At 60.3% G+C, this 22,778-nt stretch carries 21 protein-coding genes; 3 read left to right on the forward strand and 18 right to left on the reverse strand.

Annotation, left to right across the window (positions count from 1 at the left end):
- Positions 1–136: 136 nt before the first annotated feature.
- Positions 137–493 carry a YrdB family protein gene (locus tag BGC09_RS05725; protein WP_069802926.1) on the reverse strand — a complete coding sequence of 119 codons (357 nt, stop codon included), beginning with the start codon at positions 491–493 and terminating at the stop codon, positions 137–139.
- A gap of 58 nt (positions 494–551) precedes the next feature.
- Positions 552–1,505: an MBL fold metallo-hydrolase gene (locus BGC09_RS05730; protein ID WP_069802927.1), complete on the reverse strand. Its 954-nt coding sequence runs from the start codon at positions 1,503–1,505 to the stop codon at positions 552–554.
- A gap of 670 nt (positions 1,506–2,175) precedes the next feature.
- Here BGC09_RS05730 and BGC09_RS05735 point away from each other — a divergent pair.
- Positions 2,176–2,514 (forward strand): zinc-ribbon domain containing protein, encoded by a 339-nt coding sequence (locus BGC09_RS05735; protein ID WP_069802928.1) that lies wholly within the window; start codon positions 2,176–2,178, stop codon positions 2,512–2,514.
- An 11-nt stretch (positions 2,515–2,525) separates the two neighbouring features.
- A complete protein-coding gene (gene rpsU / locus BGC09_RS05740; protein WP_052887903.1) occupies positions 2,526–2,720 on the forward strand; it encodes a 30S ribosomal protein S21 in 195 nt (64 codons plus the stop codon).
- Positions 2,721–2,916: 196 nt separating this feature from the next.
- Here the strand turns inward: rpsU and BGC09_RS05745 are convergent, their stop codons facing one another.
- The 10 genes from BGC09_RS05745 to BGC09_RS05790 are packed head-to-tail and all read right to left on the reverse strand — an operon-like array spanning position 2,917 to position 13,421.
- On the reverse strand, positions 2,917–4,686 hold the full coding sequence (locus tag BGC09_RS05745; protein WP_069802929.1) for an SAVED domain-containing protein: 1,770 nt from the start codon (positions 4,684–4,686) through the stop codon (positions 2,917–2,919).
- Positions 4,687–4,704: 18 nt separating this feature from the next.
- Positions 4,705–5,877 carry an RAMP superfamily CRISPR-associated protein gene (locus BGC09_RS05750; RefSeq protein ID WP_069802930.1) on the reverse strand — a complete coding sequence of 391 codons (1,173 nt, stop codon included), beginning with the start codon at positions 5,875–5,877 and terminating at the stop codon, positions 4,705–4,707.
- A complete protein-coding gene (csx19, locus tag BGC09_RS05755; RefSeq protein WP_069802931.1) occupies positions 5,874–6,536 on the reverse strand; it encodes a type III-D CRISPR-associated protein Csx19 in 663 nt (220 codons plus the stop codon). Before csx19 ends, BGC09_RS05750 begins: the two co-directional genes overlap by 4 nt.
- Positions 6,533–7,591 carry a type III CRISPR-associated RAMP protein Csx7 gene (csx7, locus tag BGC09_RS05760; protein WP_069802932.1) on the reverse strand — a complete coding sequence of 353 codons (1,059 nt, stop codon included), beginning with the start codon at positions 7,589–7,591 and terminating at the stop codon, positions 6,533–6,535. The genes csx19 and csx7 (BGC09_RS05760) overlap by 4 nt, the downstream gene beginning before the upstream one ends.
- A gap of 15 nt (positions 7,592–7,606) precedes the next feature.
- Positions 7,607–8,569 carry a type III CRISPR-associated RAMP protein Csx7 gene (csx7, locus tag BGC09_RS05765; RefSeq protein ID WP_069802933.1) on the reverse strand — a complete coding sequence of 321 codons (963 nt, stop codon included), beginning with the start codon at positions 8,567–8,569 and terminating at the stop codon, positions 7,607–7,609.
- Positions 8,569–9,045 (reverse strand): hypothetical protein, encoded by a 477-nt coding sequence (locus BGC09_RS05770; RefSeq protein WP_069802934.1) that lies wholly within the window; start codon positions 9,043–9,045, stop codon positions 8,569–8,571. Before BGC09_RS05770 ends, csx7 (BGC09_RS05765) begins: the two co-directional genes overlap by 1 nt.
- A 6-nt stretch (positions 9,046–9,051) precedes the next feature.
- A complete protein-coding gene (locus tag BGC09_RS05775; protein WP_069802935.1) occupies positions 9,052–9,567 on the reverse strand; it encodes a hypothetical protein in 516 nt (171 codons plus the stop codon).
- Positions 9,568–9,569: 2 nt separating this feature from the next.
- Positions 9,570–10,853, reverse strand: coding sequence for an RAMP superfamily CRISPR-associated protein (locus tag BGC09_RS05780; protein ID WP_069802936.1), 1,284 nt, complete (start codon positions 10,851–10,853; stop codon positions 9,570–9,572).
- Positions 10,850–11,638 carry an RAMP superfamily CRISPR-associated protein gene (locus BGC09_RS05785; RefSeq protein WP_069802937.1) on the reverse strand — a complete coding sequence of 263 codons (789 nt, stop codon included), beginning with the start codon at positions 11,636–11,638 and terminating at the stop codon, positions 10,850–10,852. The genes BGC09_RS05780 and BGC09_RS05785 overlap by 4 nt, the downstream gene beginning before the upstream one ends.
- Positions 11,622–13,421 carry a Cas10/Cmr2 second palm domain-containing protein gene (locus BGC09_RS05790; RefSeq protein ID WP_069802938.1) on the reverse strand — a complete coding sequence of 600 codons (1,800 nt, stop codon included), beginning with the start codon at positions 13,419–13,421 and terminating at the stop codon, positions 11,622–11,624. The genes BGC09_RS05785 and BGC09_RS05790 overlap by 17 nt, the downstream gene beginning before the upstream one ends.
- A 585-nt stretch (positions 13,422–14,006) precedes the next feature.
- On the opposite strand from BGC09_RS05790, the gene BGC09_RS05795 reads away from it, so the two are divergent.
- Positions 14,007–15,302: a phospholipase D-like domain-containing protein gene (locus BGC09_RS05795; protein WP_218103975.1), complete on the forward strand. Its 1,296-nt coding sequence runs from the start codon at positions 14,007–14,009 to the stop codon at positions 15,300–15,302.
- Between the two features lie 134 nt (positions 15,303–15,436).
- On the opposite strand, the gene BGC09_RS05800 is transcribed toward BGC09_RS05795, so the two are convergent.
- From BGC09_RS05800 to BGC09_RS05825, 6 genes are all read right to left on the reverse strand, one after another.
- Positions 15,437–16,537, reverse strand: coding sequence for an isocitrate/isopropylmalate family dehydrogenase (locus BGC09_RS05800; RefSeq protein ID WP_069802940.1), 1,101 nt, complete (start codon positions 16,535–16,537; stop codon positions 15,437–15,439).
- A complete protein-coding gene (locus tag BGC09_RS05805) occupies positions 16,534–17,031 on the reverse strand; it encodes a 3-isopropylmalate dehydratase small subunit (protein ID WP_069802963.1) in 498 nt (165 codons plus the stop codon). Before BGC09_RS05805 ends, BGC09_RS05800 begins: the two co-directional genes overlap by 4 nt.
- Before the next feature lie 96 nt (positions 17,032–17,127).
- Positions 17,128–18,381, reverse strand: coding sequence for a 3-isopropylmalate dehydratase large subunit (locus tag BGC09_RS05810; protein WP_069802941.1), 1,254 nt, complete (start codon positions 18,379–18,381; stop codon positions 17,128–17,130).
- On the reverse strand, positions 18,369–19,520 hold the full coding sequence (locus BGC09_RS05815; RefSeq protein WP_069802942.1) for a LeuA family protein: 1,152 nt from the start codon (positions 19,518–19,520) through the stop codon (positions 18,369–18,371). Before BGC09_RS05815 ends, BGC09_RS05810 begins: the two co-directional genes overlap by 13 nt.
- Positions 19,517–21,901: a [LysW]-lysine hydrolase gene (locus tag BGC09_RS05820; protein ID WP_069802943.1), complete on the reverse strand. Its 2,385-nt coding sequence runs from the start codon at positions 21,899–21,901 to the stop codon at positions 19,517–19,519. Before BGC09_RS05820 ends, BGC09_RS05815 begins: the two co-directional genes overlap by 4 nt.
- Positions 21,898–22,767: a [LysW]-aminoadipate kinase gene (locus tag BGC09_RS05825; RefSeq protein ID WP_069802944.1), complete on the reverse strand. Its 870-nt coding sequence runs from the start codon at positions 22,765–22,767 to the stop codon at positions 21,898–21,900. The genes BGC09_RS05820 and BGC09_RS05825 overlap by 4 nt, the downstream gene beginning before the upstream one ends.
- Positions 22,768–22,778: the final 11 nt, after the last annotated feature.

Consider the following 22,778-nt stretch of genomic DNA (forward strand, 5'->3'; position numbering starts at 1 on the left):
ACTCACAGCAATCCTGCTCCTTCTCACAAGAATGGCACAGGGCCACACAAGAAGCAGAGGCACAATAGTAACAGTTATCTCCGTTCTGTCACAGGTACGACTGGGCCACGCAAAAGGTGTCGCTGCGGTCCATGCGCTAGACCGTGTTCTGTCCCCAGAGCGAGAGAGCCAGGCGGTTAAGCAGGAAGAGCGCCATCAGCATGCTAGCGAGCAGGTAGCATTGTCGATGCCACAGAGCCAGAGCAGCCAGGCCGAAGAGAGCCAGCTCGACCAGCAGCCGCCAGGGATCAACCAAACGGTGACGCGCCTTGGGGGCCACGAGTAGGCCCCAGACAAGCATTGCGAATAGGGGCAGGGCCAGCCCCAGGAGGAAGCTGAGTGGGAGCGCCAGACTGGTGGAGCTGGCTCCCCAGTAGCTCAACGTCAGGATCATGGCCACTTCCAGCAGGAAGCGCAGAGCACGGTTACATTCTTTGAGAATGACAACAATCATGACGATGGTAATAGTTTCCCGCCCCTGGCCTGGTGCACCAGGCCAGAGAAAAGGGGGATCAGGCAAAGTGCAGCGTGGTGCCAACGCTGGTCTGGATATAGGCCGCGGGCAAAGCGCGAGCCAGTTCGTGAGTCGCGCGCCAGCCGGTACAGTGCCCAGGCACAATGACACTGGGTCCAATCGCCTGCAGTTCGGCGATGGTACGCGGGATAATCGGCTCGAAGACGGCGCCGCTGAGATGCAGACCGCCGACAAAGGCGTAGACGGTCTCGATGCCGGTAAGCCGCCGGGCATGCTGAAGAATGTTGATGACCCCGGCGTGGCTGCAGCTAGAGAGGACCACCAGGCCGCGGTTTTTGAGATGGCAGACAATAGCCTGATCATCCCAGACCCAGATATCGGGCTCCCAGCCGTGGTCAGTACGCGCTTGTTGCAAGGGGAAGCCTTTTTCAAAATCGGTGACGCGCTCAACTTGACCGGTCACCAGCACGGTTCCATCGAGCAGCAGCGAGGGACCTCGTTCTTCGATGATGGTAACACCTTCGCGATCGAGATCGGCCTGGCTCGGTGGGGGCATATGGATTTCGGTACCGGTTGGGAAGACGATGCGTCGGTAGCGCCAGGCATCGGGATGGAGCAGCAAGGGCAGACCGCGCTTCCCCAGACGGCGTACGACGCCCTCTAACCCACCGTGATGGTCGGCGTGACCATGTGAGAGCACGATAGCCCGTAGATCAGCCGGACGCACCTCCAACACATCCATGTTGTGCAGGAGGGTGCTGCGCCCAAGCCCGGCATCGTAGAGTAGAGAGGCCCGCCACCCATTGCGCACCACTGTGAGCAGCAGGGCATAGCCGTGCTCGGCAATGAGCTGCTCGCGCTCGGTCCAGTTTATGGCCAGGGGGGCCCGCTGAACCATCTCATTGCCGGGCAGCAGGACATCGACACTGTTATCTACGAGAATCGTGACGTCGATCGTGTCGACCGGGGGTAGCGTCACCTGTTCGCTCATGAGTAGTGCTCCTTTGGCACAAAAGTAGCACGATGGCTTTTCTCCTGGTTTGATCGGCTCGATGCCTTCTCTCCTCGACTGGACCGGACTGGGTTGACATGTCCGCCGCTGCTCTGCTCGCCCGCTGTTGCCGGCTCAGACAAGCTGGTTTCAGAATACAGCAGAAATGTGGACGACTGCAAGCCAGGGGAGGAGGAGGAGCGCGCGCCAACCTGGTCACGGGGGCTGTTTGGCTTTGTGTGGTCTGACATGGCGCATGGGCTGGCCTCTGATGCCCGCTCCGGCGGACAGGCAATCGCTGGCGGCTGCATGCTGACCAGTTCTCGAGCGCAGTGCAGCGAGAAAGGCAGTTGAGAAGCAACAGACGAGCTTTTGGCGCTTGAGATGGCAGGCTTGACGGGAGACGGAGAGTGTGGTATGCTGCAAAGGACACATGGAAGCGAACTGTCAAAGCCGCTGCCCATGGTTACGGGCAGCGGCTTTTTTTGGCACGCCGTTCTTTGTCATTCAGCGGCTCCGCGCCGACGCTGCCCCTACTCTGCTAGGCTCAGGTCGCACGCTCCCGCGCCTATAGCCTTTTGCCGTCTGGTAGCTTGCAGATAAGAGCGCTGTCAGACGAGTCCCAATGCATTTCCCACCACAGAGAAATGCGCGTAAGGAGACTATCTACATGATTAACCCTGGACAGGACCAAATCCTGGTCTGCCGCGAGTGCGGCCAGGAATTCACCTTTACCGTTGGAGAGCAAGAGTTTTTTGCCAGCCGCGGCTTGACCAATACACCCAGCCGCTGCCCCAGCTGTCGGGCGGCGCGCAAGGCAAGTGGCGGGCGCCGTGGCCGTGGCTACGGGCGTGAGGAGCGCCAGATGTATACGGTGACCTGCGCTAGCTGCGGTAACGAGGCCCGGGTGCCGTTCTTGCCCCGCGATGATCGCCCCGTCTATTGCAGCGATTGCTATCGTCCCCAGGAGTCGTACGGGCGCGGCCAGGGCCGCCGCGCGCGCTGGTAAGGCGGGCCGAGATGAGCGAAGTTCGCCTGAACCCTGACGAGTCCTTCGAGGTCGCCCTTAAGCGCTTTAATCGCAAGGTTTTGAACGCTGGTATTCTGGCCGAGGTGCGCCGCCGCAAACATTACGAGAGCCGCAGCGATCGCCGCAAGCGTAAGGCCGCCGTGGCCCGCCGCCGCCGCCGCCGCCATACACGCACACGCCGCTAGCTCCATACACGGTCAAGAGTGCCTGACTGGTCATCCATAGAAGACTCAGCAATAGCAGCAGTAGAAGAGCTGTCCTTAACAAGCGCTCGCTCTTCTACTGCTTGTCGCAGATGCAAGCTAGAGGCACAGTCTTGCTGAAGGCTCCCCCTTCAAGCGAGTGCTCATCTAACAGATGCCTATCTGCAGGATCTCACTCCTACTCTTTTTGATTGAGTGTGTAGGCATAGCGATAGGCTGCAGAGAACTCGTATAAGGAAACTGGGCCGAAAACGCTAGCATTCAGCTGCTGGCCGATCAGGACCGCAAGCCCAGCAGGAAGTGATGAGAAGAGATGGATATGGGCAATGCCTTGGCTGCGCAGGCGGCGCAGGTCACGTCCAATCTGACGGGCAATGGCCAGGGCATGATTGCCATCCCTTACCCCTCGGGTGTGGTCTACTCCCTCCGGCATCGAATAATGGATGAAGCAGCTATAGTCAATCTTATTCCCTGCCTGTTGCATGTATACCTTTACATCATTTTCAATATTATTCGATATGGAAATAGCCACTACCGCTGTCTGGGGATCTCCCTCCTGAATGCTCTCATCACAGGTAAGAGGGGAAGAATCGCTCTGCGGCCCTTCGTTATCCCAATACTGCTGTCTTGCTTCATCACGTACTTGCAGCCTCATTCCCTGGAAAATGAAGCCGAACAGGTAGGTCAGCGAATAGACTGCTTTAATCGGAACTTTTAGACTTTCTCCAGAGCCTGGACCAATAGCCGTGAGCAGTCCTTTGATATCCTGCAGAGCGGGAACAATAAGATCCTGCCATTCAGCGACCGTAGGGACACGTCGCACATCCCTATTCTCGTCTTCAAGGAAAAGCCTCCTGGCATCAACCGACAGATCGAGCCGAGGGCTGCCCTCTCCAAAAACAAAGGTGCGTAGCCCAATCCAGATTTCATGGTTCTCCCCAGCTCTCACGCGACGCTGGCGAAAGGCCTCGCGCAGGATCTTGCGCGCAAGCGAGCGCAGCTTGCCGCTCACTACCTCCTGCTGGCTCACCTCCGGCTCAGGCTCGTCCGCAATAAAATTCGTCAGCTTCCCGAGACTGACCTTTGCCAGGGCGTTCTGCACTCTTTTCCGGCTGACCCCCTGCAGGATCACAACTATAGGAAACCCCAGCTCGCTTTCGTGGCGCGTGAGGGCAGCGTGTGCCTCGGGTAGCCAGAGCTGCGGCTTCTTGAGGGCTTCGGGTGTGAGATAGAGCAGGTAGGCATCGGCTAACTCGCTCACGGCCCGCTCTGCGGCTTTTTCACGGAGGCCGAGAAAGGGCAGGTCCTCGCTGTCGCGGTGCCAGAGCTTGAGGCCGCGCAGGCGCAGCATGAGTTCTAGCTGTTCGCGGTTTTTTCCGGCATCGCCAGCAGAGCTGATGAAAACGGTGGCCGGTCTGGTCGGGTCCTGTTCCTGCTGGGATCGATGAGCCTCGGATTGGCCAGCATCCATCGTCGTCCTCTCTTTCTCCTCTGTTCCAGAGCCTGCGTCGAGGGCTTCCCAGATTTTCCGAATCTCCTCAGCTATTTCTTTCCATGCTTTATTGCGATTATCTCCCTCTCGCTGGGCGAGGGCCTCCCCATTGCGCGGCAAGAGTTGCAGCTCGGCCAGGTCAGTGCCTCCGAGATCCACGGTCTTGTATAAGATTGGAATAAGTTCAGCCTCGCCACTCGTTGCTCGTTTCAAGGCCATGCTGGCCACTTCTCCCATCGAAAACAAGAAATCAGGGCTGATAAGCATGATGATCAGCTTCGCCTGATTGATCAGCTTGCTCTGCTCCTGCTTCGGCGGTTTTCCTGGTAGGGTATCTTGAATATCTCTTATCCTATTAAGATTATATAAGTGTTTGCTTAGTTCCTCAAAACCACGCTTATCCTCACTGGCATACAAGCAAAGAATTTCACCAGCAATCGACTGACTCGCTCCCATAAGAAGATCTCCCTTCTACTAGGCAGAATCGCGCGTCTCAGCAATGCGCTTGCGGGCGTTCTCGGGCAGGTCGAACCACCCGGCTTTGTCAGGATAGTAGTATTCGACGTCGGGATCAGGCGGCCAGCGCCAGATACGGCGCAGATCCTCCATTGCCAGCCGCTGCAAGTGCTCGCGTTTGAACTCTTCTACCAGCTCGTCGATAAACTGCGCCAGGGCCTCGCCCTGCAGTTGCTCTCTGCCGTCCTGACCACGCGCACTGAAACTGTAGCGCCGTGCATAGTCGATCAACTCCAGACGCAGCGGCTCCAGAGCAATCGAGCCAAGGCCCAGCGGCTTGGCGTAGCCGATCTTGTGACACATGCCCTTTTCAAGGACGATGGCCAGCAGCAGCGCGCCCAGCTCGTCGCGCTCCAGATTGGTAAAGTCGAGGCGAGCGTAAAAGACGGTGTCGTAGCCCAGCGGGTGAATGTAGCGGTTGGCCGGTTCTGCGCGTCTGAAGTAGACATAGCCGCTCGCCTGCAAAGGTTCCCTGTCAGGATCATGGTGGAAGTAGAACTTGCGCCCGGCGATGTAGCGCTCTTGCTCATCGAGGTAGAAGGCACGATGATGCGGCTTTGGCTCAACCAGGGGCTGGGTATACATTGGCTTGTAGAGAGCCACCGTTTCCGGGTCGGCCTGAGCATCGCCGATATTCACTTTGCCCATGAAGATGCTTTCCCGCTTGTGCTCTTTGAGCGAGCCAAAGATCCGGCAGGCGATGCAGAGATGGGTATCGTCCTGGCAGTGCAAGAATTCAGGCCTGACTTTATCCTTATACACCGCCTTATAGCGACCCCGCTCGCCTGTTTTCTCCTGCTCATAGTTGCCATCGAAGAGCGTCAGGCAGCCGTTGCCCAGGGTTTCGACCAGGCTGCGCAGCAGGCCCTTGAGCGAGGTGCCGGGAATGATGTAGTGGCCAGTTCCATCCTGGATGAAAGGTACTGGCTTCTTGGGATCTTTGATCGCTTTGCCAGCCGCAGCCAGCGAGTAGGCCGCGATAAAAATGGGAGTACGTGCCGTCAGGCGCAGCTCCAGCCTGCCGCTGTAGAGCCGTGGCAGGCCAGCGCCAAAGAGGCGGTGATGCCAGACGGGCTTACGCCGCTCCGGGGGACGGCTCCAGTCAATGCGCGCGAAATCATACGGGTTCATGAGCGACCTCCCCTGGTCTCTGTGGGCAATGGCTCTGCTTCTAGACCGGCAAAGCGAAAGTAGGCCGTCGCCCCATCTGCAGGGTCGTAGTAGGAGTAGACTTTCAGCGTTACCCGTTTTGCCGTCGGGAGCAGCTCGGCAGGATAGAACAAGGGCCGCGGAATGCGCGTGGTGAGAAAGAGGCGCGGCTCCTCTTCAGGTGCTACCCCTACCTCTTGCGGCCGCACGCGACGGGGACGCTCCCCGAAAAGATAGTATTGCGTCGAGCGACGCTTGAGACCTTCCACCGGGCGCGAGCTTGCCTGCAGATGTTCGGCCAGCAAGTGCGCCTGTCCCAGGTAGACCACGCGCAGCTCCCCCTCGCTGCCATCCCAGCGCAATTCTCCCTCTTCGCAGAAGACCCGTCCCCAGGTATAGGCAGCCCACGGAAGCGGGTCCCTCTCCACTTGCAGCACCTCGCTCAGCCGGGCGAAGCGCACCAGCAGACGCCGCATTTGTCGATTATCATCCACAACCCTGCCGGGTAGATGCTCGCCGAGAAAGAAGGCGTTTGCAGGAAAGGGCTTGACAAGCTGTTCGAGAGCAGCGTGCGCCACGGATGCGCTGGAGACAACCTCACCAGACTGCGCGTCACATGCAGGAGATGCTGTTTTGCTCATACGCGTCCTCCTGCTGCCAGGGCAGCCAGCACTGCTGACTCATCTGGCCATTCCTGGATGCGGCGAATAAAGTGCCCAATGGCCTCCTCGCGGAGTTGCGCCAGGGCCTCATTGGTGAAGACACGCAGGTGGCGAATGCCGCGCAGGCGTCGCTCAATGCCAGCAGGCAGCTTGACCAGATCGTCATACCAGGTCCCGTAGCGACCTAAGCCCGTCTCCCTGACAGCAGGCCTCTCATTCAGCCAGCGCCCCAGTCCCCACAGCTCGCTGACCGGCTCGCGCGCGTCGCTGCCGCGGATGGTGGCCGTGACAAAGCCGCCGGGCCAGCCCTCTTGCTCCTCCTCGCTGATCGCTCCTTTGATCCAACCCAGGCCACGTGAGCGACCTGAGCCAAGGCGAATCAGCCCATCCTCCAGGTCTTGCAGAACCACGAAGAGCATACCAAGCTGCCAGATCTCGAAGTTCCGCAGGTGAATCGCGCATTCAAAGGTGACCCCTGCGCTGATGACCTCCAGCTCAAATTTGGCCCTGTGGGCGGCGCCGCCGGTCAGGCGATCGATACCCACACCGTCGCGCAGCTCGCGGACAGGGGCCGAAACGAGATAGGCATCGCCGATGGCCAGGCGCCCGATAAACCAGGTTGAACCGAAGAGGCGACAAACCGGGCAGGAACATGCATAGACCTCATCAGTATGGGCTTCGAGATAGTGGCGACGCTGATCATTGTCCTTGGCCTCGCTAGTGAAGCGCCCGCCACAGGAGTCGCGATAGGTGCGGCGGCGCTCCTCAAGATCGGCCTCCTGATCCTCGCTGCCGGCGAAGGGATAGCAAACCACACGCGGTCTCAGGCTGGCGACAATCTTCTCGACGTGGCTGCGGAAGACCCCTTTGAGCGAACTGCCGGGCAGAAACGGCTCCTGACGCCCGTTGCGAAAGGTCAGCACTGGCGTCATGTCCGGCCCACTGACCGTAGGCAGGCCAGATTTGACGAGCAGTGGACCGGTGGTGGTGATGCGCAGGCGCAAGCGAGCCTCATTGAGGAGTTGTTTAAGCATTGGTAACAATTCCTCCTATCTCTCTGGCTGGTTGGCGCTAAACAGCCGCTCAATCTGCTTCGCCAGGAAGTCCTCACCGTCTTCGACGCGGTTAAATTTCTCTTCGGGACTGCGCCCAAGCAGATAACGCTGCAAACGCCGGGCGCGCTCCTCGGGGCTTAGCCTCCCGTTCTTACCGTCGGAGTCCTCTTCGCCTTCCAGCTCCAGGATGTAGACGCGCAGGTCGCGCAGGCGGCAGGCCCCCAGGCCGCGCGAACGCTTGCCGCCGATCGATCCGAAGCCGTTGACGAACTCGCTGAGTCCCAGGCTGAGCAGCCAGAGGTCCTCTCTGGTGGCGTTCTCTAGAGTGATCTCCAGGTCAAAGGCAGTGCTGGCCGGCACGACCTCGTAGTCGTACTTGAGGCGTTCCTTGGCACGCTCGCTGTCGCGCTCGATGGCCACACCGTCGCGCAGCTGAATGATACCGTTCCATTCCTCCTCGGGAATGTAGAGGTCGCTGACGTTAACCCGCGAGGCCGAGAACGGCGAGCCGAAGAGCTGACAGGTGTGACAAAGCTGCTCTAGAATAGGGAGCAGATCCAGCTCGCCCCGCTGACGCCTCTCCTCAGCTATGGTGCGCTGGCGCGCAGTCGGACAGATGTTATCAAGACTTCCTTCCTCATGCTGGATTTGTTCTAGCTCCTCCTGCTCCCGCTCGATGAGGCCGCAGGTGCGCAGGCGCGGCCGCGGCAGCTCAGCCAGGGCAGCCACCAGTTTTTCAACCGTGCTGCGCAAGGCCCCTTTAAAGCTCGAACCCGGAATGAAAGGAATGTTCTCGGGCGTCAGGACAATCGGGCTTTTGCTGCTGCTCAGGGTGAGCTTGCCGCCGCCGATGTGCAGCGCCGTCTCCATGACAAGCCGCCCTTTGAAGAGATAGCGGTTGCGCAGGCGCAGCCGGCGCATGAGATCCTTTCGATAGAGATCGTGATCGACTGCCATTATCGCTCTCTCCTAGAGAAACCTTCTTTCTTCTCTTCCTTCTGCTGCTCTTGCTCCCCCAGCAAGCGGCTGTTTTCTGCCACCAAATGCTGAATGAATTCGGCCATCAACTGCGCCATCAGCTCCTCAGTCTGAGCGCGCCTGGCCTGTACCCCTCCCTGGTCATCGAGCAGGTGGAACTCAGCTTTCAGGCGATTCTTCTGCATAGATTCCATGTATTTCTTCAGATTCTGGTAAAAAATTTCTATATTTCTTTTACTGGCGGACCAGTTACGCTCGGTCTGATGGGTGACGAAGTCACGCAGCGCCTGGTAGTTGAGGGCCAGCGAGATGGCGTGCAGGCCATTGATCTGGCTATTGGGCAGAGGCTCGCAGTCTTCTTCGTCCAGCAACTGGCGTATGAGGCTCACAGCTTCTGGATAGAGCACCTCGTCGCTCAGTAGGGCAATCCTGTTAAGCTGTTCCTCTGAGAGCACGGGCTACTACCTCCTTCGCTCCGTAAAGGCCTCTAGCTCCTTGTGGCCCTTCATCATCGAGCAAAACTCATAGTAGGCTACCATCGAGTGGATAAACTGGCGCATCAAGGAGAGATGGACACGTCGACGGAGTTGCCGGTCCTCCTCAGTTTTCTCGCCGATGCCCAGCTCCTGGCAGACTCTGTCAGCACGCGCGGCCAGATCCTGCTCCAGGACGCGCAGCAAACGCTCGCCGAAACCTGTTTGAGGATCAAGCTGATCATCACTGCATGGCAGGCGCCACTCTTTCATAGTTAAGCGCCCAATCTGCTTCTTGACATAGTCCAGGACATCGCTGCGCTTGAGCGTTCCATTGACGATGGCCTCCAGCCCGGTCATCTGCGAGCGGTGATCCTTTTTCAGAACGACCGCCGCATGGTATCCAAGGCGCTCGGCCAGCTCATAGAAGTCCGGTCTATCCGCTTCCTTACTCACGGCAATCACAATCTGAATCTCAGGGATCGGCTTGGGCTTTGTGCTCATGACTACAACACCTCAAAATGGAAAGGATCAGACACGCACACCCGACCGAAACCCTCGTTGCGACGGCGACCGATGCCCTCCTCTTCCAGGCGGAAGAGGGCTTCAATCAGCCGATCAAGGCCGGCGCCGCTGCGCTCCCAGTAAGCGAAGAGGAAGACGGAGCCACGCTCAATGGCATACTCAGCGGCGCGTGGCAGCCCCCAGAGATCGTTCCAACCCGTTACTCGACGCAGCGCTGCCGCCGTGTGAAGACAGCGCAGATCATCGCTGGTGAAAGGCGGGCCGAGCAGCTCCGCCAGAGCGGTCTCATCGATGCGCCCGCGATAGCGCAGGAACTGATCGCAGAGGATGGTCGGCGAATAGAGCGTAAGGGCAAAGTAGAAAGGCTTCTGGTCGTTGCATAGCTCATGACTGGCCAGGTAGTCCTTCAGCTTGCGATCGAAGGTCAGCAGGCGCTCACGGAAACGAGCCAAAGAGGTCGCTGCATCTTGCAGAGGAGTCAGCGTCAGCTCAACTGCGCCGAGGCCGCGTGTGCGCCCCGTTCCAATGCGCACCAGACCCGAGTGGCCCACCTCCTCGATAAAGCGCTGGAGCAAAGGGGCCTCTTCGTCGGAGGCTTTCACCAGTCCCCAGAAGCAGGTTCCCTCGTCCAGAACCTCACGATTGTAAAGGATCTCTTCCTGTACAGTTCCTCGCAAGCGGTCGATGCCAGTATGAGTCTGTAGGTGCCGCCGCCCGCGATAATCGGCCAGATGAAAGGCCCCGTTGTGTCGCGCATAACAACCGGTAATGCTCTGCATCGAGGCACTGCAGTCCTTACTAGGACAGGAGTGCAGCTTTTTAAGCGCCTTGATCGCTTGCGATTCATTGCCGGGCTGCAGAGCAAAGACAGCCCAGGCAAACAGTGTATCGCTCACGCCGTGCCCGTTCTCGTCCGCTTCCTGACCGCTATCGCTTTTAAAGCCTGGGTGCCGTTTGCAGCTTTGGGCCGTGCGCGGCAGCGGATAGACAGGGCTGAGTGCTATCTCTTGCTGGGACTTATTTTTCTTCTCTCCATCCGAGACCAGAGGAGCGAGCAACAGGTCGGGAAATTGTACGCGCCCGCTGAGAAAGAGGCGACTGAATTCGTCACGCTGGGTCGGATAGAGCAGACGGTGCAGACCAGCCAGGCTACCAGCCAGGCTCGTGCCAGGCAGGTAGTCCAGGCAACCAAAGCCAGAGGGGGCATGATCAGCGCGAATGGCCAGCGGCGCGCGGGCTTGCAGCAGCAGGGTGAAAGCGTTCATTCTTCATCCTCCTGCGCCGTCGAATAGTACATCAGCTCGTCGAGACGCGCCAGCCAGCCGCGCCATTCTTCGGGAGGATACTCCTCACCGTTGATTTCCAGACGCAGCACGTCGCAGTGACAACGCCCCTTTCCCGTTGACTTGTTGGCTCCGAGCTGCTCGACCAGATGCAGGCCCGCGAGCAAGAGCAGCAGCGAGTAAGTCGGGCTACGCGGCTCCTCATCAAGAGGCAGGCAGGTCAGCCAGCCGCGAATGGTGCCGGAGAAAGTTAGATGGCGCCGACCAAACTCGCTGGTGTAGAGGGCACCAGGGACCGCCGTGCGCGTAAGGCGCCGCAGGCGGACCTGCGTATAGGGGGTTACCAGGGCTTCGGGAGACTCTTGCAGTCCTTCCGCCGTGGATGCTGTCCCTGCAGTCGGAGCCGTCTCCGCGGTCGTCAAGAGGCGAGCGTTGTCAAAGAAGAGCGTTCCGGGCAGCATCTGCGAGCCGAAGATACGTGTGATCATGCTGACGCGTGACCCGAGGCCGCGCAGGGCCAGCTCATCATCGTGCGGAGTAGCCATGAGCTGGTACATTTCAGCCAGCTCTTCGTAGGTGCGGGCCAGTTGCTCGCAGCGTTCGCGGACGGCCCCCTTAAAGGTAGCCCCGGGTACGTAGAGCCAGCCCTGCTGATCACGCGCTACTGTACGATCGACCAATCCCCGGCGGAAGCCAGTCCCAAAATGGAAGGGAGTAAGGAAGGTTAAGCTGTAATCGATCGACAGGCGGTCAGTCCTCGCTTTCACGCTCGCCCTCCTCTGCTGCCACAAAATCGTAGAGTTCGACCAGGTCGAGCAGCGGCGTCAGGTAGATCTCTCGCCCCGACTGACCCTGGTCTTGAAGCCGCGACCAGGGGAAAATGACACGCGGGAAACCCTGGAAGAGACTAGCGTTTTCTATCGACTGGTCCCCGCGCAGGAGATAGCGCTGACTGAAGTCATAGAGCCGTTTCAGCAGAAACTCGCGCTCTCTGTCGCGGCAGCCCTGTAGGGCCGCCAGGGCCTCGGGAACGGTGCTGGTCCGGTTCATTTTGAGCACGGCCTCGCGTAGCTGATGCAACTTGGAGCGCGGAAAACCCAGGCGCTTCGCTTCGCGAATGGCTTGTAGCAGATCCTCCAGCGCGGGGAGCCGATAGGGGCGTAGCGTGGCACGGAATTCAGTGTCGGCCTCACGCTTGCAGTAGACGGTCTTGTAGAGATAGTCAAATTCATGGGTACCGGCGCCAGCTACGACCAGGAAATTGATGCGCGTGTCGTCGCCATCTCCGGCGTCACGCCACTGGTCCACCCGGGCCTGCTTCTTAGCGAACCTGAGCGCATTCTCCGCCAGATCGTGCATCAGGCCGAAAGGATACTTCAATGGGGCAAAAACTACCCCCACTGAGAGTGTGCCCTGCTGCTTACCTGCCTTTTCACGGAAGACACGGGCCACCTCCAGCGCCACGTTAAGGGCACGATCACCGCTGGTCAGCAGCATCAGGTCGTCGCCGCCAAGCAAGAGCACATCGAAGGGAAAGAAATAGTCGCCCTTTGGCTGAGCTTCTTGTCTTGCCTGACCATTCTCCTCCCCGTTGTCCTCCTCATCCAACAGGCCCTTCACGGGGACCGGCTTGAGGTGTTCAGCGACTGCGCTCGCCAGGGCCTCGTAGATGGCATCGTCGATATCGCTGGCGAATTCTTCGATTTGTTTGAGGGTCGAGAGCTTTTCAATCCTGCTGCCCATACCGTTGCCATCGGCGTAGATCAGGCCGAGATAGTCTCTGACACTACCACTACCTCGACCACTGCTGGCAACGGCGCGCAAGGTATCGATATCACGTGGGCGCTCCGGTTTGCACGGCTGGCCAGCTTCCTGGAAGTAATCAAGCGGCAGCAACTCGATCAGCTTCTTCCAAAGCACCGCTTGCTTTGCGCCATGAGCAGAGTCCAGCGCCTTGCCACTCAATTTGGCATCCACCAAGCCGTCAATACTTTTCTTGATCTGAGCATCCTCTCTTCTCTTCTGAAGGCAGACAGGGCAGTAACGCTGCTCTTCCCCCCGAGGCTCTCTCCAGGGGCTTTGCCCGGCAGCATATGCAAGGCCGCAGGAGTCGCAGAGCTGGAGCAGCGGATGAGACGGCAAGGCCACGATGGCCGGTGGGCAATCCTTGGCGCGGCGCAGCTTGTAGCGCAGCAGGTCAAGCTGCTGGAGCAGGTTAGCCTGCCAGAGATCAGGCTCAGCCAACTCCGCTGGCAGCCGCTGCACAGCGCCCGTGACAGTAGCCCCACCCTGGGTTTCTTCGCGGTATCTGGCCTGGACTCGTCTCACGAATTCTTCTGATTTGTCCTCAGCCAGCAAGAAGAGGCCCGAGCCGCCATTGGCATAGACCACCCGCGCGTTGGGATCGAGATCCCTGGCGATGGCTCCCATGATCTCACGGTTGAGTCGGTCGAGGATAGAGCTGGCACCCCGGATCTCTCTCAGACGATCGGTGCTGAAGACGTAGTTTTTGATACGATCGGTGTCGAGCGCTACCAGAGCATAGGCCACAGCTGCACTACCTCCTTCTGATGTCTACAGCGCTCTCTAGCTGCCCTACCCGGCAGACAATAGGAGTATAGCATAGTTATAGCCCTCCCACTTCAAAGGGGTATATGATTTTCTTCATAAATTTTTATGAATTTCACTAATACACCTATCAACCAACTACGTTACCCTGAATAGGATCACTATTTTTTACTAAAAAATCTCGCCACTTTTTCAACCCCTACGACGTGTAAATATACCTTACATATGAAAATCTGGCAATCTATCGTTACACAAGTGACCAGCAATACCTATGCGGAAGCATGAGCGAGTTATGGCTAGAGAGTAAAAGGTGTCCTCTCTCATAAGGGCAGTAACGAGCCGGAGAATTTCACCCCTGCTCCATTCTCACCTTCCCCGAGGGGGCAAAGTACGCTATCATATCAAGGCAGCCGGGAACAGCAGAGGACAACGGGGGTACCTCAGCCAGCCGCCATCGGCACTAGCAGGACCAGCCGGGCCGGGCCTGGCCGGACCGAGAGCCTATGAACCAGCCAGAGAGAACACACAACAGCCATCCTCACAGACAGTACGAACGGAGAAAACCACATGAGGCATAGAGAGCATCGAGAGCGCAGCAGCCCAACAAGCATAGCGATGGCCTTGCTCATCTCCCTCGCACGCCACTTCTCCCTTAAGCGCCTGCTCCTACGCACCGTGGGGGCCATCCTCAGCGCCCAGGCCATCACCCTGATCATCCTGCAAGTTATCTCGCGTCAGCGCAAGCGCTACCTTCCCCAGGGCGGCTTCCCACACACGCGCTTTGCTGAGGTCACCATCGGACAGGACCACCTGCAGCTCTACGACTACGGGCGCGACCTCTACGACGATATGCTCGCCGCCATCGACTCCGCTCAAGAAACCATTTATCTGGAATCATATATCTGGAAAGACGACAGCGTTGGCCGCGCCTTTAAAGAACACCTCATTCGCAAAGCCGAAGAAGGCGTTGCCGTCTACGTCATCTTCGACTGGTTCGCCAACCTGGTTGTCCCGCGCAAATTCAAAATCTTCCCTCCCACCATTCATGTGCTCCAGTACCAGGCGTTCCGCTACCCCTGGCATCTTTTCGATCCGCGACGCTATGCTCTCGACCATCGCAAACTACTCGTCGTCGACGGCAAAATCGGCTTCATCGGCGGCTACAACATCGGCGAAACCTACGCCACCAGCTGGCGCGACACCCACCTGCGCATCCGCGGGCCAGCCGCCGCCGACCTGGCCCAGTCCTTCGTCGACTTCTGGAACCAGCACGTACCCGCCTATGAACGCATCACCAGGCGCCACCCGCGCTGCTTCAACCCGCTCATCAACGTGCGCGGCACCAGCGCCATGCGCCTCATGTTCCCCATCCGCGACATGTACATCGAGGCCATCGACCGCGCCCAGCAGTTTATTTACCTCACTAACGCCTACTTTGTTCCCGATTCCATTCTGCTCGACGCCCTCAAGGCTGCCGCCCGGCGTGGCGTCGACGTCGAGATTCTCGTCCCCTGGATGTCCAACCACATCATCGCCGACTGGCTCTCGCGCAGCCACTTCAGCGAATGCCTCAAGGCCGGCATCCGCATCTTCGGCTATCGCCACATGCTCCACGCCAAAACCTGCACCATCGATGGCGAATGGGCAACCATCGGCACCGCCAACCTCGACCGCCTCAGCTCGATCGGCAACTACGAGATCAACGTGGAGATCTACAACGGCGACCTGGCCCGTCAGATGGAGGTCCTTTTCAAGTACGATAAGACCAATGCCTTCGAGCTGCGCCTCGAAGACTGGGAGCAGCGGCCCTGGTATGTGCGCCTCAGCGAGTGGCTCCTGACCCCACTGCGCTTCTTGACATGACTCTCCCACCCGCCACAGTTTTCCTGCCAGCAAGCAAAAAGAGAGCGCGCCCCGGCTGAGTCACTGGCAGCCTGCATCATCTGCCAGACTCAGCCGGGGCGCGCCCCTGCTCTCCACCGTCTGCTCATCAGTCTCTAGAGAAGCTGCCCCACCGCTGCCACGAATTCCTCGGTGGTCGCCCTGCCCCCCTGATCAGGAGGCAGCACCTGCCCGCGCCGATAGACCTCAGCAACGGCCTTCCTCAAGCGCCGCGCCTGCTCTCCATAGCCAAGATAGTCCAGCAACATGGCCCCAGAGAGCAGCATGGCCGTCGGGTTAATCACCCCCTTGCCAGCCAGATCCGGTGCGGAACCGTGCACCGGCTCAAAATAGGCATAGGCGGGACCATAGCAGCCACTTGGTGCCAGACCAAGCCCTCCAATGCAGCCAGCGGCCATATCGGCCAGAATGTCGCCGTGCTCATTCGAGAGCACAACCACATCGAGGCTCTCAGGCACCGCTACCATGCGCCGCGCCAGATCATCAATCAGGAACTCCTGATACTCCAGCTCTCCATAGCGATGCACCGTCTCGCGCACTATCTCGCGAAAGCGCCCATCGGTGCGCGGCTGAATCGAATACTTGGCGCCGAGCGTCACCCGTCCCGGATAGCCCTGAGCCTTGCGCTCCAGGGCCAGCTCACAGGCAGCCTGCGCCACATAGGCCATTTGCTCATCGGTGCAGATGCGCACCGCATAGGCCCCCTGACGGTCCACCGGCGGCGGCTGCCACCAGCTGCGGCTGCTCGCCAGGGCCGCCAGTTCGGCCAGGTCTCCTTCGCGCGGTGGATACATCCCCTCCAGATTGTCGCGCACAATGACAAAATCGAAATGCTCCGGCTCGCGCATCGGACTGCGATAGCCCGGCTGCCAGCACACCGGACGAATGTTGACGCGCGTATCTTTGCCCCAGCGCAGATACCAGAGCACAGGCCGGCTTGGTCCGCCACTGGCCCCAAAGAGCGTGCACACCGCCCTGTCGATCAGCTCCTGCGTCTCCTGCGGAAAGGCCGCTCCGTAGCGCTCCTCGGCCTCACGCCCACTGCTCCCTCTGACAAAGCGCAACTCCGGCACCAGGCGCCGCAAGACCTCCACGGTGGGCCAGACTACTTCGGGCGCGGCGTCATCGCCGGCAACGACGCAGATCAGCGCCGGCTCGTCCTGAACCAGTTCCCGCCGAAAGATGGCCGCGCTCATCGCAGCGTGCCCTCACGCCGGATGTATTCGATGATGCCCCCAGCCTCCACAATGCGCGCAATAAAGGGCGGTAGCGGCTGCGCCTGAAAGCGCTGGCCGGTGGTCAGGTTGGTAATCAGACCCTGCTCCAGCTCGACTTCGGCCTCTTGCCCATCCTCACTATTGAGCACAGCCTCCTCGCAGATCAGGACAGGCAGCCCGATGTTAATGGCATTGCGGTAGAAAATGCGAGCAAAGCTACGGGCAATCACCGCCTTGACGCCGCTGGCTTGAATGGCCGCCGGGGCATGCTCGCGCGAGGAGCCACAGCCAAAATTGTGGCCGGCCACAATGATGTCGCCCGGGCGCACCTGCTGGGCAAACTCCGGCAGAATCTCACAGAGACAGTACTTCGCCAGCTGCGCACGGTCGGTCGTGACATTGTAACGCCCCGGAATGATGACATCGGTATTGATATTATCACCGAGCTTCCAGATACGTCCCATGCTCTTGATCGCTCCTTCTCTCACTCTCAATCTACAGTCGTTGCTCTACTGGACAGAGCATCTGCCCTCTCGTCTCCTTTTGCTCACCAGCACCTGCTCACACACTCAAGCAAGGAACTGGCGCGGATCGGTGATATGCCCGGTGATGGCCGTTGCCGCCACCGTGGCCGGACTGCCTAGATAGATCTCGGCAGTGGGATCGCCCATGCGCCCGGTGAAATTGCGATTCATCGTCGTCAGGGCACGCTCGCCGGGACCAAGCACACCGAAGTGTCTACCAATGCAGGGGCCACAGCCCGGCGTCCCGACCGAGGCCCCAGCCTGGATAAAGGTTTCAATGTAGCCCAGGCGCAGCGCCTCCAGATAGACCTCCCGCGAGGCTGGAATAACGACCATGCGCGTAGTAGGATGAATGGTGCGCCCGCGCAAGATCGAGGCCGCGATCGCCAGATCGTCCAGCCGGCCATTGGTACAGGTGCCCAGGAAAACCTGATCGATCTGAATGTGCTCGACCTGCTCAACCGGGACCACGTTGTTGACATCCGGCGGGCAGGCCACCAGCGGTGACAACTCTGAGACATCGACTTCGACCACACGCTCGTAGCGCGGATTCTGCGGCTGCAGCATCGGATAGCTACGATTGACACGCCCACGCAGCCAAGCCTCGGTGGTGGCATCGGGCGCGACCAGACCGGTCTTGGCTCCCATCTCGATGGCCATGTTGCAGAGCGTGAAGCGCTCGCTGACCGAAAGAGCTTCGACAAGCGGGCCGCTATACTCCAGGGCGCGGTAGTTGGCCCCATCCACACCAATACGCCGCACCAGCTCCAGCGTCACATCTTTGACATAGACGCCGGGTTGCAACTGCCCCGTCAGGCGCACATTGATGGTCTCGGGGACGCGGAACCAACTGCGCCCTGTAGCATAGGCTACGCCAATATCGGTCGACCCCATGCCGGTGGCGAAGGCTCCGAGGGCGCCATAGGTGCAGGTGTGGCTGTCAGCCCCAACGATAATCTCGCCCGGTGCCACAAAGCCACGCTCCGGCATCACCTGATGACAAATGCCCTCTTGCAGGATCTGGATGCCCTGCTCACGGGCAAAGCCGCGGATATCTCGCTGGAGAGTAGCCGCCGCCACGGTGGCCGCCGGGACAATGTGATCAAACACGATGTGCGCACGTGCGGGATCAAAGACGTGCCCGCCGCGCTCGCCCGTCAGTTTGCGAAAGGCTTGAATGGCCAGCGGCGAGGTCGTGTCATGGCTCATGACGTGATCAACGTCGACGATCACAATCTCGCCAGCGTTCACTGGCCGGCCCAGTTTATAGCTAAAGATCTCTTCGGCTAGCGTTCCCATGCGGTACTCCTTTGCTGCTCATACCAGGATTGAATAAAAGCGTCAACGGCCTCTGACGAGAGCGGCCCCTCCTCAGCTCGCATTTTCAGCGACCAGGTCAGCTCACGCACTTCCTCATCGTTCAGCTGCAGCCCCAGCTCCGCAGCTCGATGAGCGACAGCATGGCTGCCCGTGAAGCGCGAACCCAGGTCTACCCGGCGCTCCAGGCCAAAGTCCGCCGGATTCAGGATCTCATAGGCCCGCGGATTGTTGAGAATGGCCCGCGTGTGCACACCCGCGCGATGAGTGAAGGCGTACGGCGCTGTAATCGGATTATTGAAAGGGATAGGGAGATGAAGACATTGAGCAACATAATCATCGAGAGGCGCTAACTGCCTTAAATCGCGCTGCTGCAGCGTCTCAGGATAATGCAGGTAGAGCTGCGCCACCAGGCCACTCAGTGAAGCAATGCCATTGCGCTCGCCGATGCCCAGTACAGTCACATCCAGACAATCCGCACCGGCTTCATAGGCGGCAACGGTATTGGCAATGGCGCAGCCGCTATCGTTGTGCCCATGAAACTCGATCCCAACCTGGGGATAGCGCTCGGCACAGAGGCGAATGATGCGCTCGACCTGGCGCGGCGTGGCAATGCCCACCGAATCGGGCAGGCCGATGCGCTCCACCCCAGCCTCCACTACGGCATCAAAGACGGTCAACAGGTCGACCAGATCACTGCGGAAGGCATCCTCAGCCGAGAAACGCACATAGCGCCCCGCCTCCCGAATGCGCTGGATCAGCGGCACGGCATCGGCGATAATCCTCTCGATGCGCTTACCATGACTATAAGAGCGCAACTCGGGTGAGGTGCCATAGAAGAGGTTGACGCCGGCCACCGGGGTTGCCAGAGCTGCCTCGACATCCGCCTCAACACAGCGCACATGGGTCACGATGCGCGCCCGCAGCCCCAGGGCGCAGAGATGCTCGATGGCTTCGCGGATGCGCGGCGCCGAGATCGGCGAGGGTACCTCAATGAAATCGACGCCGAAGGCATCCAGCATACGAGCAATAGCAATCTGCTGCTCCAGATTGAAGAAAGCGCCGGCGAACTGCTCGCCTTCTCTGAGCGTCGTATCGAGAATGTGCAGCGCTCGTCTCATCGCTCCTCGTCCTCCTCTCCGCCTGCCACCTCCTGAGCCAGGCTTGTCAGCACGCGCTCCAGGATGGCAATGGCCTCCATATATTCCTCCACAGCAAGGTGTTCCCCGGGTGTATGATCCAGGCGCGCGTCGCCCGGACCATAGGCCACAATCTCAGGTCCCCAGGCCGGCCCCACGACGTTCATATCCGAAGTGCCGGTCTTGACTTTAAAGGCAGGCTGGATTCCCATTGCCCTCATGGCCTGCACAAAGGCGCGCACCAGCCTGGTCGTGCGCGGTGCCTGAAAGGCAGCTTCTTCGCCACTGAATTCTAATGCTAGATCTGACTCTTCTGCCCAGTGCTGCAGTTCCTCACGCAGCGCCTGCGCTGAGCAGGCCAGCGGCAGACGATAGCCAATGCGCAGCGTCGCCCACTCATGGAGACCATCCTGTTCACTCTCGATGCTGCGCAGCACCGGCTGCAGCGACGCAAAAGGTGAGCTGCCACCATGCAGACGGTTCCACTCCTCTGCATGCTGCCTGACCCGCTCCCAGAAGGCCGCGGCTGCCTCCGCCGCCGTCTGGCGTGGCCCAGCGCTGTGACCACAGGGACGTACCACTCGCCCGTCAACAAGCAGTCGCCCTTTGTAGCCGAGCGTCACCGCCCGGCTGCCGCTTGGTTCGCCGATCATGCACGCATAGGGACGATAGCGCTCTACGACGGCACGCGCTCCACGCGAGGTGGCCGCCTCCTCTTCGACAGCCCCAATGACCACAATAGGACGCTGCAGATGGCGACGCCCCACCAGGCGCGCTGCCGCCGCCAGGAAAGCCGCCAGCGGCCCCTTGGCATCCACGGCCCCACGTCCGTAAAGTCTGCCCTCGCGGAAAGCCACCGGGATCGCCCCGGGCACGGTATCCATATGCCCCAGCAGCACCAGCGGCGCTCGTCGGGCGGCTTCCGCGGCCACAGGTACCGTGGCGATCAGGTTGCCGACCTCGTCAATGGCAGTTTGTAGTCCGAGGCGTGGCAGATATTCGGCCAGCCAGGTCGCAAGGACACGCTCCTGACCCGAGAGACTGGGAATGCTGACCATACGATAGAGCAGCTCAATCTCAGCAGCCTGTTCAGCGGCTGCCCCTTCCCCTGCCGAGGCCGTCTGCGCGTGCGCAGGACGAGGCTCTGCCGTCGCTGCCGGCTGGCCGGCTTGCAATACCTCTGCCAGGCAGTCGAGCGCCTGGTCAAGCTGCTCCTCGCTGATGACTAGCGGCGGCAGCAAGCGGATGACGTTGGGACCTGCGGGCAGGGCCAGCACGCCGCGCTCTAGCAGCGCTTCGAGATAGGGTTGCACGCGCGTGCGCAGTTCGACGCCGAGCAGCAGGCCCAGGCCACGCACCTCGCGAATCAGCGGCGACTGCAGTGCCCTCAGACGCTCCAGAGCATGCTGACCGAGGCGCGCGGCTCTCTCAGCCAGTTCCTCGCGCTCGATGATGTCCAGCGTCTCCAGGGCCGCAGCACAGACCAACGGATTGCCGCCGAAGGTGCTGCCATGCGTGCCCGGCGTCAGCCGCCCGCTGGCAATTACACGCTCACCAAGTGCCACTACTCCCATCGGCAACCCTCCGGCGATTCCTTTAGCCAGACAGAGCAGGTCGGGCTGCAGCCCATAATGCTCGCAGGCCAGGAAGCGCCCCGTGCGTCCGCAGCCAGTCTGTACCTCGTCGACGATCAGCAAGATTCCACGCTCCTGGCAGAGCCTGGCCAGCTCACGCACGTAGGTCGCATCGGCCACATGGACCCCGCCTTCTCCCTGGACCAGCTCAATGAGAACCGCTGCTGTCTGATCGTCGATCGCTCGCTCCAGAGCCGCCAGGTCGTTGTAGCGCACATGCCTGATCTCTGGTACCAGAGGAGCAAATGGCTCGCGATAGCTGCGTTCCCAGGTGGCCGAGAGCGCGCCGAACGTGCGTCCGTGAAAGCCACGCAGAGTGGCAATGATGCCCGGTCGTCCGGTCGCCAGACGAGCAAACTTGATCGCTCCTTCGACCGCTTCAGCCCCACTGTTGCAGAGAAAGAAACGCTGCAATCCGGACGGCATGAGCTGCGCCAGACGCTCTAGCAGACGCGCCCGCACATCGTTGTAGACACTCTCGGGGCAGGTAATCAGGCGCTGCGCCTGGGCCGCCAGCGCTGCGGCAATCTCCGCCCGCCCATGTCCGATGTTTGCCACTCCATGCCCGGCGGCGCAGTCAATGTAGCAGCGTCCCCGCGCATCCCAGAGCAGCGCCCCCTCGCCGCGCACGATCTCCACTGGCCGCTTGTTGTAGACGCCGCTGGTGTGAAGGCGCTCCAGATCCATCAGCGTCTCGAAGGCCGCCGCTGGTTCGCTGAGTATGCTCATCGCCGCACCTCCCCCGAGAGCGCCGGCTGCTGATAAACTGGGGACGCCTCAGCCTCACAGGAGCTGGAAGCGGCAATGACTGTCCCAGCACCCGCCAGAACCGCCGCCAGCGAGCCAGAGCCAATGCAGACGCGGCGCACTCCACCAGCCAGGGCCTCCTGAGCGCCGAGCAACTTCTTACGCATGCGCCCCTGAGCGTAGGAGAGATAGCGCTCCAGCTCGTGGGCCACGATCGTGGGCACCACACTGCGCGGATCGGCCAGATCGCGCAGCAACCCCGGCACGTTAGTGAGAATGGCCAGCGTCTCCGCCCCCAAGGCTGCCGCGACCGCCGCCGCCACCCGGTCCCCGTCAACATTCAAGCGCTCTCCCTCCAGACCCAGGGCCAGCGGCGCTACTACCGGTGTATAGCCCGCCTCCAGGAGCAGGCGCAGCAACGGGGCATTGACTTGCTCGATCTGCCCACTGTAGTCATCGCGCACCACACGCACGCGGCCATCCGGCATCACCGCCCGCAGGGCCGTCTTGCGCCGCGCTCGCAGTAGCTGACCATCAACGCCAGCCAGCCCCACAGCATTGACACCGCAGCGCTGCAGGAGCGCCACCAGTTCCGTGTTGATCTGACCAGCTACTGCCATCGCATAAATACGCAAGGTCTCGGCATCGGTATAGCGACTGGTCATTCCATTGGGAGCCGTGAGAACCTGCATGGGGTGGCCCAGGCGCTCGCTCAGCTCATTCGTGAGCTGGGAGCCGCCATGTACCACCACTACCCGCTCGCCCTCCCTCACCAGGCGCGCAATCTCCTCAACAACCGGCGTCGCATCAATCCCGGCCCCACCGCCAATCTTGACAACGAGAGTCATGGCCCGTGCCT

Origin of the sequence: Thermogemmatispora onikobensis, from assembly GCF_001748285.1 — a bacterium.
Taxonomy (GTDB): Bacteria; Chloroflexota; Ktedonobacteria; order Ktedonobacterales; family Ktedonobacteraceae; genus Thermogemmatispora; species Thermogemmatispora onikobensis.